Annotated in this window: 13 protein-coding genes and 1 tRNA gene; 8 read left to right on the top strand and 6 right to left on the bottom strand. The window is 33.9% G+C overall.

Features of this window, described 5'->3' with window-relative positions; genetic code table 11:
* From GYM75_RS04905 to GYM75_RS04890, 4 genes are read left to right on the top strand one after another with little or no spacing between them, the layout of a single operon-like run.
* Positions 1 to 939, top strand: a complete 939-nt coding sequence (locus GYM75_RS04905; protein ID WP_220217045.1) for a hypothetical protein — start codon at positions 1 to 3, stop codon at positions 937 to 939.
* Between the two features lie 6 nt (positions 940 to 945).
* A complete protein-coding gene (locus GYM75_RS04900; RefSeq protein WP_220217044.1) occupies positions 946 to 1872 on the top strand; it encodes a hypothetical protein in 927 nt (308 codons plus the stop codon).
* On the top strand, positions 1872 to 2810 hold the full coding sequence (locus GYM75_RS04895) for a hypothetical protein (protein ID WP_220217043.1): 939 nt from the start codon (positions 1872 to 1874) through the stop codon (positions 2808 to 2810). The genes GYM75_RS04900 and GYM75_RS04895 overlap by 1 nt, the downstream gene beginning before the upstream one ends.
* Entirely contained in the window at positions 2810 to 3748 is a 939-nt protein-coding gene (locus GYM75_RS04890; RefSeq protein WP_220217042.1) for a hypothetical protein, read from the top strand. Before GYM75_RS04895 ends, GYM75_RS04890 begins: the two co-directional genes overlap by 1 nt.
* A gap of 87 nt (positions 3749 to 3835) precedes the next feature.
* Here GYM75_RS04890 and GYM75_RS04885 read toward each other — a convergent pair whose 3' ends face one another.
* Together GYM75_RS04885 and GYM75_RS04880 are read right to left on the bottom strand one after the other, a co-directional pair.
* Complete coding sequence (locus tag GYM75_RS04885) at positions 3836 to 4135, bottom strand: DUF6694 family lipoprotein (protein ID WP_220217041.1); 300 nt, start codon at positions 4133 to 4135, stop codon at positions 3836 to 3838.
* Positions 4136 to 4427: 292 nt separating this feature from the next.
* Positions 4428 to 4769, bottom strand: coding sequence for a hypothetical protein (locus GYM75_RS04880; RefSeq protein WP_220217040.1), 342 nt, complete (start codon positions 4767 to 4769; stop codon positions 4428 to 4430).
* Between the two features lie 253 nt (positions 4770 to 5022).
* Here GYM75_RS04880 and GYM75_RS04875 point away from each other — a divergent pair, with 253 nt between their 5' ends.
* A complete protein-coding gene (locus GYM75_RS04875; RefSeq protein ID WP_220217039.1) occupies positions 5023 to 5244 on the top strand; it encodes a hypothetical protein in 222 nt (73 codons plus the stop codon).
* Positions 5245 to 5257: 13 nt separating this feature from the next.
* Here the strand turns inward: GYM75_RS04875 and GYM75_RS04870 are convergent.
* The 4 genes from GYM75_RS04870 to bamE all read right to left on the bottom strand — a co-directional run bounded on the left by GYM75_RS04870 (position 5258) and on the right by bamE (position 9630).
* A tRNA-Arg gene (locus GYM75_RS04870) sits at positions 5258 to 5334 on the bottom strand.
* 301 nt (positions 5335 to 5635) lie between these two features.
* Positions 5636 to 7651 carry a DNA helicase Rep gene (gene rep / locus GYM75_RS04865; protein WP_220217038.1) on the bottom strand — a complete coding sequence of 672 codons (2016 nt, stop codon included), beginning with the start codon at positions 7649 to 7651 and terminating at the stop codon, positions 5636 to 5638.
* A 110-nt stretch (positions 7652 to 7761) separates the two neighbouring features.
* Positions 7762 to 8724, bottom strand: a complete 963-nt coding sequence (dusA, locus tag GYM75_RS04860) for a tRNA dihydrouridine(20/20a) synthase DusA (RefSeq protein WP_220217037.1) — start codon at positions 8722 to 8724, stop codon at positions 7762 to 7764.
* A 492-nt stretch (positions 8725 to 9216) separates the two neighbouring features.
* Positions 9217 to 9630, bottom strand: coding sequence for an outer membrane protein assembly factor BamE (gene bamE / locus GYM75_RS04855; RefSeq protein WP_220217036.1), 414 nt, complete (start codon positions 9628 to 9630; stop codon positions 9217 to 9219).
* Positions 9631 to 9842: 212 nt separating this feature from the next.
* Here bamE and GYM75_RS04850 point away from each other — a divergent pair, with 212 nt between their 5' ends.
* The 3 genes from GYM75_RS04850 to tadA all read left to right on the top strand — a co-directional run bounded on the left by GYM75_RS04850 (position 9843) and on the right by tadA (position 12069).
* Positions 9843 to 10454, top strand: a complete 612-nt coding sequence (locus tag GYM75_RS04850) for an FKBP-type peptidyl-prolyl cis-trans isomerase (protein ID WP_220217035.1) — start codon at positions 9843 to 9845, stop codon at positions 10452 to 10454.
* A 277-nt stretch (positions 10455 to 10731) separates the two neighbouring features.
* The gene (dapB, locus tag GYM75_RS04845; RefSeq protein ID WP_220217034.1) at positions 10732 to 11553 is read left to right on the top strand and encodes a 4-hydroxy-tetrahydrodipicolinate reductase; all 822 of its coding nucleotides are present in this window, start codon (positions 10732 to 10734) and stop codon (positions 11551 to 11553) included.
* The gene (gene tadA, locus GYM75_RS04840) at positions 11554 to 12069 is read left to right on the top strand and encodes a tRNA adenosine(34) deaminase TadA (protein WP_220217033.1); all 516 of its coding nucleotides are present in this window, start codon (positions 11554 to 11556) and stop codon (positions 12067 to 12069) included. It abuts the gene before it with no gap.
* The last annotated feature ends 34 nt before the right edge of the window (positions 12070 to 12103 follow it).

Here is a 12103-nt window from a genome sequence, read left to right as displayed (position 1 = left end):
ATGAAAAAATTAATAAACGTGTTTTTACTTAGTTGTTTTCTGTTTTCTTGCGGACAAGCACAAAAAACAGATAAACAAATAATTCAAGAAACTATGCAAGCAATTGAAGTGCCAAAGCAGTACAAGCAAGAACCGTTCTATTATGTCGGAATTTACAGCGCTAATATTAAATGGGAACTATTTGTTAATGATGTACAAATGTTTGCCCATTATCAAGGTAAAATTACCAGTCCCATTGTCCCATTAAACTATCGAATATTGGGCAGTGGTAAACAAAAAATAACCTTTCGCATTTATCCCCCGAATGGACAGGCTGTTTTAGGCAAGTATGCCGCTTTTAGAATGAGATTATTTTTCAATAAAAATTTTAGGGATAAGGAAGATCCTGAAATCCCTATACTAAACTTCGAACTGCCTTATGAACAGACTAAAGATTTACCTTATTTTGAAAAATCGTTTGAATTTGAAGCGCAAGTGCCTTACCAAATGACAGGTTGGACAAAATCTAAAGATTTAACCAAAGTCCCCGATTTGGAACAAAAAGTAGTTAAAAAAATAGAGGAGTTGCGTACTATTTTAGAAAATAAGGATACAGAAGCTTACTTTCAAGCAGTTATGCCTAAGTTGAAAGAAAAATTTATCTGTTTATATGCCACTCAAGAAGAAATTGAAAATTATCTTCAAGAAAAATCTTTAACCAGTGGGGAAATTTCAAAATTATTTAATAATATACAAATTTTACCGATCACAGACTATCAAATAATAATTGATCCCAATAATAGGATTGTAAAATTAAGACAGAAAAATAAAAATAATAATTATATAGACGGAATTAAATTTATAGCAATTGATAAAGAAGATAAACAAGAGATTAATGGAAGTTATTTATTCAGTTTCCATATACCCGAAGGCTCTGACGAATTAGAGGTAATAAGATAGGTAATCATGAAAAAATTAATCAGCTTGTTTTTATTAAGTTGTTTTCTGTTTTCTTGCGGACAAGAAAAACAAATGGAAGAAATCATACAACAAGAATTAGCCTTAACGCAAAATTACACACATCGCCCGGCATTCGGCGCACAAGTTACCAAAAACGGATGCAAACTTATTATTGAAGTCGAGGGATCACAAGATTATCGATTTACTGATGATACTGGACAATCAACCATGTTGCCTTTAAATTTTTTATTATTCAATGCCGGTAAAAAAAATGTCATCATCAAAGTTTACCCGAGAGATGGAGAAGACTATCTAACTAAATACGCTAATGCATCTGTTACCATTTACCGAGCAGCCGACAAGGATACTTCTTTAAAAGATTATCAAAAAATTGCTGAATTTAACTTACCACAAGGGTTGGAAGAGCAAAAGTTACCTTATTATGAAGCTAAATTGATGATTGATGTCGATGTACCCTTTACTTACGATCAGGAGCTTGCTACATCTATTAATTTAAAAAATGTCCCAAATATCGAACAAAAAATTGTCGAAAAATATAATCAAATAAGAACAATATGCATTAACAAAGATGAAATTAAGTACTATAAGGAATCTATACATCCTTCAAGTATTGTATCAAACACAACCTACGAAAATACTTATGAGGAAATAAAAAATTCATATAAAAGAAAGCCTATGTTAACCGATTCGAATTCTAGAATAACGAATCGTGAATTTTTACCGATCGAAAATTACCAGATTCAATACTATGCGAATGGTAAAATTGTGGCACTGTGGCAAAAAAATCTACGCCCAATGCTTTATATGAAAGCCCATGTAAAAAATGATGAAGGAGAAGAAAGAAATATAGAAGGAGGTCGACCTATATTCTTATATATGCCACAAGGTAGCAATGAGTTGAAGGTATGGTAATGATGAAAAAATTAATCAGTTTATTTTTACTTAGTTGTTTTCTGTTTTCTTGCGGACAAGAAAACCAAGAAAAACAAATGGAAGGATTTATACAACAAAGATTAAAGTTAACACATACCTATAATCATCGTCCAGCATTCGGCGCACAAGTAACTAAAAACGGTTGCAAACTTATTATTGAAGTAGAAGGAAGTACCGATTATAGATTCGTAGATAATACAGGTCAATCAACCATGTTGCCATTAAACTTATTATTACTTAATGCCGGCAAAAAAATTGTCATTATCAAAATCTTCCCGAGAGATGGAGAAGAGTATATAACCAAATATGCTAATGCATCTGTTACCATTTTCCGAGCAGCCGACAAGGATACTTCTTTAAGTGAGTATCAAAAAATTGCCGAATTTAACTTGCCACAAGGGTTGGAAGAGCAAAAGTTACCTTATTATGAAGCTAAATTGATGATTGATGTCGATGTACCCTTTACTTACGATCAGGAGCTTGCTACATCTATTAATTTAAAAAATGTCCCAAATATCGAACAAAAAATTGTCGAAAAATATGAAAAATTAAGACAATTATGTATTAACTTAGATCAAATAGGTTTTTTAAAAGAATTAATTCATACTGCGGGACATTTTTCAAATGTACTATACAATAATACATATAGTGAAATTAAGAAAAGCACCGAAAAGACAATGGGTGTTGTGGATAATGACCCTCGAATATTACATCGGGAATTCATTCCGATCGAAAACTATACTATTCAATATTATGCCAACGGTAAAATTGCGGCTCTTTGGCAAAAAAATCTACGTCCAATGCTTTATATGAAAGCACATATAAAAAATGATGAAGGAGAAGAAAGAGATATAGAAGGAGGTGATCGTATTTTCTTATATATGCCACAAGGTAGCAATGCGTTAAAGGTATGGTAATGATGAAAAAATTAATCAGTTTATTTTTACTTAGTTGTTTTCTGTTTTCTTGCGGACAAGCACAAAAAACAGATAAACAAATAATTCAAGAAACTATGCAAGCAATTGAAGTGCCAAAGCAGTACAAACAAGAACCTGCCTATTATGTCGGAATTTACAGCGCTAATATTAAATGGGAACTATTTGTTAATGATGTACAAATGTTTGCCCATTATCAAGGTAAAATTACCAGCCCCATTGTCCCATTAAACTATCGAATATTGGGCAGTGGTAAACAAAAAATAACCTTTCGCATTTATCCCCCGAATGAACAGGCTGTTTTGGGCAAATATGCCTCTTTTAGAATGAGATTATATTATAGAAAAAATTTTAGGGATAAAGAAATTCCTGAAATCCATATACTAAACTTCGAACTGCCTTATGAACAGACTAAAGATTTACCTTATTTTGAAAAATCGTTTGAATTTGAAGCGGAAGTGCCTTATCAAATGACAGGTTGGACAAAATCTAAAGATTTAACCAAAGTCCCCGATTTGGAACAAAAAGTAGTTAAAAAAATAGAGGCGTTGCGTACTATTTTAGAAAATAAGGATACAGAAGCTTACTTTCAAGCAGTTATGCCTAAATTGAAAGAAAAATTTATCTGTTTATATGCGACACAACAAGAAATTGAAAATTATTTTCAAGAATACTCTTTAACCAGTGGGGAGTTTTCAAAGATATTTGATGATATACAAATTTTACCGATTGAAGACTATCAGATAATACTTGAACCCAATAATAGGCTTGTAAAATTAAGACAAAAAAACGGGGATAGTTTTACAGACGGAATCAAATTTAAAGCAATTGTTAAAGAAGATAAAAAGGAGACTACTGGAAATTATTTATTCCGTTTCCATATACCCGAAGGCTCTGACGAATTAGAGGTAATAAGATAGGTAATCATGAAAAAATTATATATTTTTACTTTTTAGTCCTTTATTTTGCCAAAAAAAGCTCGCATTTAACGAGCTTTTAATCTTTTACTATGGTTGACTTTTGCTATACTCTTTTAGGATTTCTTTTGCCGTTTTACCATCAAGTTTTTCTTCCAATATTTGCTGAATTTTAGCTTCATCACCTCCAGTTTCAAAACTAGCAGCTAAAACAATCTTCAATATTGCTTTTTTGAAATTATCGCTATCCTCTCCCTTTAAAGTTTCAGATATTTCTTTCATTGATGCTTGAAATGCTGACTTAGATGAAGCGTCAACTTTAGGTGAACCATCACCACATCCAACTAAAACAAAACTAACAACAAATACAGCTAGTAACTTCTTGAACATGTATAATTTCCTTTTGTTAATTGATTTTTTTGTAATTATACACAATTAGCCATCGAAGGAATATCGATTATTTTCTCTAATAACGATAAATAGGTAATAATGACCTTATCACTGTATTATCATTGAAGAAAAACGCAAATTCATGCACCAAATAGCTCGGTGGACCAAAATTAACACCAGTCAATCAGCCTCAACTGTTGGCTTAATATTTTAGGGAACTGCTTGTAATTGCGATTTATAACACTTTAATGTGCTTACAGGTTAAAAAATACAGATGTAAACAGTTGCAAGGCTACTGCGTAACTAAATGTAGTATATCGCAGCTATCATCATAGACTGAATATGCTGTCGCACATAACCAAACAACCAAAGCTATCACTCTCCAATAAGTAACGCCACCATTTTTTAATAAATTAAATAAACCGACAAGAACCAGAATCGAATTTAAAAAATTAATTGAATAAATAAATAAGATTACGCTAATTCTAAACGATGTTGGAACGTGATATGCGTTGAAAATAAAAGTCATTGCAAAGAAAATTGCAGCTAAAATCACACTAAATAAAACACCGAACACCCAAAAAGTTACAGCTAGGCCTAGATCGCCTTTCACTAATCTCTTAAATATATTCATATCTATTTCTCGTGTATAAATAAAATACAATATACAGCCAAATACATTATTCACAAAATTATTTACGGGTGAATTTATGAATACTGATAACTCGAAAAGGCGAGCATCCTATATACTTTGTCCTCTTTATAAGGCTTTTTAGATGTGATTATGATTAATAAAAATTTTGTTAATGTGAAAATCAAAGATAGGTTTTAGAAAATTTATGAGTTAATAAACTGCGAAATTAATTTTTGCCTTACTTTGCACATACGTGGTGAATTTAGGTGGATTATTTGGCTTGTTCTACCGGATGTTTGTCTTGGGTTTTGCAGATTCAATGGCTTTTACGGTATTTTTTATTGCTGTATTAGAATATACCGTAACGACACTGTTAATAGATTGGTGTTGTCAATCCTATAGAATCATATTAGATCGTGTTAAAAATTCTAAAAATCAAGCAAAAATGGGATTTAATCTTGGTCGGGTATTGTGAGTCATTGATGAAATGGCGTCCCCTACAGGATTCGAACCTGTGACCTACGGCTTAGAAGGCCGTTGCTCTATCCAGCTGAGCTAAGGAGACATGTTATCATTGATTTGTTGATTTAACGCTGTGTATTATATAAAGCTATTTCGATCCGTCAATGATTTTTAGTCGTTTGTCTGCTTAGATTATCAAAATATCATCAATTTATCGTTTTATTTGTCTATATTTGCTAATCGTTATAACGGTATTTGTAGGTTATCTGTTTATTGGTTTTATTTAACTTCTATCGATCACTTAAACATTTTCCATTTGGAAATTTTAATTCTAAATTTCTATCTGCTTATTCTTTCCGCCTGTTTTTAAATTTTTTCGAATTAAGTTTAATTGTAATTGATATTTATTTAGCATTGGCTATCTGCGCTTTTAACATAGCAAGCCTGCTTTGTCCTTGTTGCATATTCTTCTCTGGGGATAATTTTGTTCGTTCATCCGTCCAATTGAGATCATCTTGAGGGAGTTCCAGCAAAAAACGGCTTGGCTCTACGTAAACTGTTTCGCCAAATTGTTTGCGTTGACGACTAAAGGAAAAAGTGAGTTCTTGTTGTGCACGGGTAATGCCAACATAAGCAAGACGACGCTCCTCTTCTATATTGTCCTCATCAATACTGTTTTGATGCGGTAAAACGCCTTCAGACATGCCAACCAAATAGACATAAGGGAATTCTAATCCTTTAGATGCATGAAGTGTCATAAGCTGAACTTGATCGAGTTCTTCTTCAGATTCGTTACGTTCTAGCATATCCCGTAAGGTAAATCTTGCTACGGCTTGTTCAAGTGTCATACCCTCGTCAATGTCATCACCCTGTAACATATCATTTAACCAACTGATTAATTGCTCTACATTGCGCATTCGCATTTGTCCTGCGGTTGGTGAAGGTGATGTTTCATAAATCCAACTTTCATAATGGATTCCATGCAGTAACTCGTGAATGGCTTCCATGGGTTCATTATGGGATTTTTGAATTAGTGAATCAAACCATTGAATAAAGAGTTGTAGCGTTTCCATTCGTTTGCCAGATAATACTTCCGTAAGTCCCATATCATGACTTGCTTGATATAAACTGACAGCTCGATGATTTGCCCATTCCCCTAGTTTTTGGATCGTGACTGGCCCTATTTCACGTTTTGGCGTATTGATAATGCGTATGAACGCATTATCATCATCGGGATTTGTCAATAATCGCAAGTAGGCCATGAGATCTTTAATTTCAGTTCGAGCAAAAAAGGAAGTCCCCCCCGAAATTCGATAAGGAATCCGGTATTGCATTAACATTTTTTCGATCAATCTGGCTTGATGATTTCCACGATATAAAATTGCATATTGACCATATTGGCTGTTATTCGCAAATCGATGACCAATTAAATCATTGATCACCTTTTCCGCTTCGGACTCTTCGCTATCGGCAGAGATAACTTTAAGCTCTTCACCATAACCCAGTTCTGAAAATAGTTTTTTTTCAAATATATGGGGATTATTTTCAATTAAAATATTGGCAACTTTTAAAATTCGCCCGGAAGATCGATAATTTTGTTCGAGTTTTATAACTTCTAGATTAGGAAAATCTTGTTGGAGTAAAACTAAATTTTTAGGGCGGGCTCCTCGCCATGAGTAGATCGATTGATCATCATCGCCTACAACAGTAAATTTGGCTCGATTACCGACTAATAATTTAATGAATTCATATTGACTGGTATTAGTATCTTGATATTCATCAATGAGTAGATAACGAACTCGATTTTGCCATTTTTCTCGAACTTCTTCATTATTTTTTAATAATAAGGTAGGCAATAAGATAAGATCATCAAAATCCAATATACTGCAAGCTTTTAATTGTTTTTCATAAAGCTGATAACAATGAGCAAATAATTTTTCTTTATTGGTTTGTGCCCTAGCCATGGCTATTGTTGAGTCGACAATATCATTTTTCCAATTCGAAATAGTTGAACGTAGTTGGTTAATGAGATCTTTATCGCCATCTAACCATTGTTGAGTCAGTTCTTTGAGTAATGCCGTTTGATCATGATCATCAAATAAAGAAAAGTTAGCTTTGATGCCAAGATGTTTATATTCTCGACGAACGATATCCAAACCCAGTGTATGAAAAGTCGAGATTTTAAGCCCTCTTGCCTCTTGTTTGCTGAGTGATTGAGCAATACGCTCTTTCATTTCACGCGCGGCTTTGTTGGTAAAGGTTACAGCAACAATGTGGCGTGGCAAATATTCCTTAACACGAATTAAGTAAGCAATTTTGTTTATTATAACCCGAGTTTTTCCCGAGCCTGCACCGGCTAAGACCAGGCACGGGCCAGAAACATATTCAACAGCTTGTTGCTGACTTTTATTTAACCGCACAGAATTTAAACCTTTATGAAAATGGCTTAATAGTATATAACGATTTGCTCGTTACCTGCAATTATGCTTGATTTTTAAACAAACATAACAACAGGATGACGCTGGCAATGTTACTGAATAAAGTTCAAAGCTTGTTCGACAACTTCAATCCCTGCCCCTTTTTTATGTGCATTTTCGCTAAGATAGCGTCGCCATTGTTTTGCACCTTTTTGTCCATTAAAAATACCCAATGTATGGCGCATAATGTGATTAAGTTGAGCACCTTGTAAAAGTTGTTGTTCAATATAGGGATAAAGGCAACGTATTGCCTTTATTGGATCTATGGGTTGCGTATCTAAACCAAAGATTTGGGAATCAATGTGTGCTAATAACATGGGATTCTGATAGGCTTCTCGTCCCACCATGACGCCATCAACATAATTTAAATGGTGCTTTATTTCGTCAATCGTTTTAACACCACCATTGATGGCAATGGTTAAGTTAGGATAATCTCGTTTGAGTTGATAAACTCGTTCATAATCAAGTGGCGGAACTTCACGGTTTTCTTTAGGGCTAAGTCCCGATAACCATGCTTTACGTGCATGTACAATAAACGTGTTAGTATAAGGTAGAACTGTTTCAATAAATTGGCATAAAAAAGCATAGCTATCTAAATCATCGATCCCGATTCGGGTTTTAACCGTTACGGGGATATCAATTTGTTCTTGCATTGACGCAACACATTTAGCCACTAAATCAGCATTTCCCATTAAGCACGCACCAAACATGCCATTTTGAACGCGATCTGAAGGGCAGCCAACATTAAGATTTATTTCATCATAACCATGATTTTGAGCTAATTTAGCGCACTGTGCTAATGCATTGGGATCACTTCCGCCAAGTTGTAAAGCAATAGGATGTTCATCGACATTAAAATCAAGATAATTCCCTTTACCAAATAAGATTGCTCCTGTTGTTACCATTTCGGTATACAGTAAAGTTTGTTTGGTCAATATCCGATGAAAATACCGACAATGTTTATCGGTCCAATCTAACATAGGCGCTACAGAAAATTTATTTAGTGTTGAATTCATTGATATACCAGTGTTAATAGAGGAATTGAATTTTTAATAGAGTATATAGGATTTTTCATCCTATTCTTTCATTTACTTTAGGTTAGTTCTGTTTTTACGAATCCCTAACTTATTGAATAACTGAATTTTAGATTAATCACTTTTGAGTTATTTTATCATAAAAAAGGCGTTTTGCTGATGAAGTTTTTCACTAATATTAAACGTTGATAAATAGAAAATAATTTCTTCATAGGATTAACAAATCTGGCATGTAATCTCCCCTATTTTATCCTATGAGTAAATATTTTGTCTCAAAGGGTAAAATAATTTAGTTAATGCAATCAATTTAAAATCATTTTAGAAATTTTATCGTAGATACTTTCAGTTCTGTAACTTTTTATTATATTTTTAGCATAATAGTTGAAAAAATATCCCCTAAAGAAATATAACTCACTTAACAAAAAACCTCGTCAAATGGCGAGGTTTTTATATTTCACATAATAACTGAGTAATTTATTCTACGTTTTCACTATCTGTATTCGAATCAACTTGTTCAGACGATTCTTGTTTATCCATTTCTTGTAAAGTCTTCGAACCTTCTAATGAAGAAGTTTTGATATCAGAAACTGTACCCATTTCGTTAAAATAAATAGAATAAGTAATTTGGCTGACACTGCCATGCTGTGGTTGTTGACGGAAAACATAGTACCAAACATTATCACCAAAAACTGACGTTAACATAGGTGATCCCATTATAAATACGACCTGTTCCTTCGTTTGTCCAACTTTTAGTAAATCAACTGCATCTTGTGTCACATAATTACCTTGATTAATATCTGGTCTATAAACCAAACGATCGATGGTTGAACAACCGGTTAACAAAATACTTGTCACAATTGCAAGCGAAGTAAATTTACGTAACTGCATTAAACTTAATCCATTTTGAAAATACAATGTTACCTATTATCGCTGATATTTTAACTAAGCGCTAGCCAAAATAATAAATTCTTTATAAATTATGTAATAAATAGGTAATGTTAATTAGATAAAGGTATTTATTACTTGACATTTATCTTGGTATCTACAAACTTAATAAAGTTTTAACATATATTTATAAACTACAACTCAAAAGGTAAAAAATGAAATTAGAAACGATAAATCAAAAAGCAAGTTATGCTATTGGATTACAAATTGGTCAACAATTAAAGGAATCGGGTTTAAATGATTTAGATCTTGACGCATTAAAATCTGCAATGCAAGACGTTTTAGCCGATAATCAGCCAGCGTTACCATTACATGAATTACATGACGCATTACGTCATATGCATGAAAAAGCCACAGAAGAAAAAGCCAAACAAGCTGAAAAAATTGCGCAAGCGGGTAAAGATTTTTTAGCAGAAAATATCAAAAAAGATGGCATTAAATCAACTGAATCAGGCCTACAGTATGAAATTATTACCGAAGGTACTGGCGCTTTACCTAAATCAACAGACCGTGTTCAAGTTCATTATACGGGACAATTGATCGATGGAACTGTTTTTGACAGCTCTGTACAACGAGGACAACCCGCTGAGTTTCCGGTTAATGGCGTTATCCAGGGGTGGGTTGAAGCATTACAGCTGATGCCTGAAGGTTCCAAATGGAGACTTTATATTCCTCAAGAACTTGCTTATGGTGCACAAGGTGCGGGCGGCTCAATTCCACCCTACAGTACTTTGATTTTTGATGTTGAATTACTAAAAGTTTTATAAAATGATTGGACGCATTTAAGCGTCCTTTTTTAACCCAATTTTTGCCAGAAAAATGCACGCCAATAGCAATAATCTTTTAACGTTAACTACTGCTGAAATTAAGAACAGCGACAATCATATTTCATCCCAAATATCATTAACGATATATGAGAATGCTCATTTAAATTATTACAAAACGTTATTTAAATTATGGCATTTTAATTTTTGTGCAGTGTATAAGTATTATGTTTTCCGATATAATATTTAAATTATATCAAAAAAAGATAAGGAAAATTTTATGTCAACAAACCTCATCCGTATCGCTATTGCTGGCGCAGGTGGAAAAATGGGACGTCAATTAATTCAATCTGTGGCACAAATCGAAGGGGTAACTCTAGGTGCTGCATTTGAAAGACAAGGTTCTTCACTGATTGGAAGCGATGCTGGTGAACTTGCTGGAATAGGGATTTGTGGAGTCACTATCACGGATAATTTAGAACTCGCCAAGGATCAATTTGATTTGTTAATTGATTTTACCCGACCAGAAGGTACGCTTGCTCATTTAAATTTTTGTGTTGAACATAAAAAAATGATGATCATCGGAACAACAGGTTTTGATGATGCAGGTAAGCAAGCTATTACGGATGCTGCAAAAAAGATTGCCATCGTTTTTGCTGCGAATTTTAGTGTAGGTGTAAATTTAGTCCTTAAATTACTTGAAAAAGCCACAAAAATCATGGGTGATTATACCGATATCGAAATTATTGAAGCTCATCATCGTTATAAAGTCGATGCCCCATCGGGTACGGCTCTTGCTATGGGCGAATCGATAGCGCAAGCTTTAAATTGTAATTTGAAAGATCGTGCAATTTATTGTCGTGAAGGTCATACCGGTGAAAGACCAAAAGGGGCAATTGGTTTCTCAACCATTCGAGCGGGAGACATTGTTGGTGAACATACGGCAATTTTTGCCGATATAGGCGAACGTGTTGAAATTAGCCATAAAGCATCTAGTCGTATGACATTTGCCAATGGTGCTGTCCGTGCTGCACTATGGCTTGCAAAACAGCCTGTTGGACTCTACGACATGCGAGACGTATTAAATTTGAACAATTTATAAATGATGGCTATGTCAGATGAAGATTGGATGCAATACGCATTAACGCTCGCCAAGCGTGCTGAATCCTTAGGTGAGATTCCGGTTGGTGCGGTGATTGTCGATCAAGATAATCAAGTTATTGGTGAAGGTTTTAACCAATCGATATTGACCCATAATCCGACCGCTCATGCGGAAATGCTTGCTATCGAGCAAGCAGGTAAATCTATCAATAATTATCGTTTAATCAATACGACGCTTTTTGTCACACTTGAACCCTGTATTATGTGTGCTGGTGCAATAATCCATAGTCGAATTAAACGAGTGGTATATGGAGCAAGTGATTATAAAACGGGGGCTGCTGGCTCGTTTATTAATATTCTATCTTATCAAGGAATTAATCACGTTGCGCAAGTGCAAGGGGGCGTGTTAGCTGATGAATGCAGCTTGCTACTCAGTCAATTTTTCAAAAAACGTCGCTTAGAAAAAAAAGCAGCCAAGATTGATGCTAATAAATTGATCAATAAAAGTATGCTTTAATTAGCATCCGGTTATCAAACCTTAAACTTAGCAG

Source organism: Gilliamella sp. ESL0441, from assembly GCF_019469185.1.
Lineage (GTDB): Bacteria > Pseudomonadota > Gammaproteobacteria > Enterobacterales > Orbaceae > Gilliamella.
Note: the sequence above shows the minus strand (reverse complement) of the source record. Positions and strands in the feature narration are given on the sequence as shown.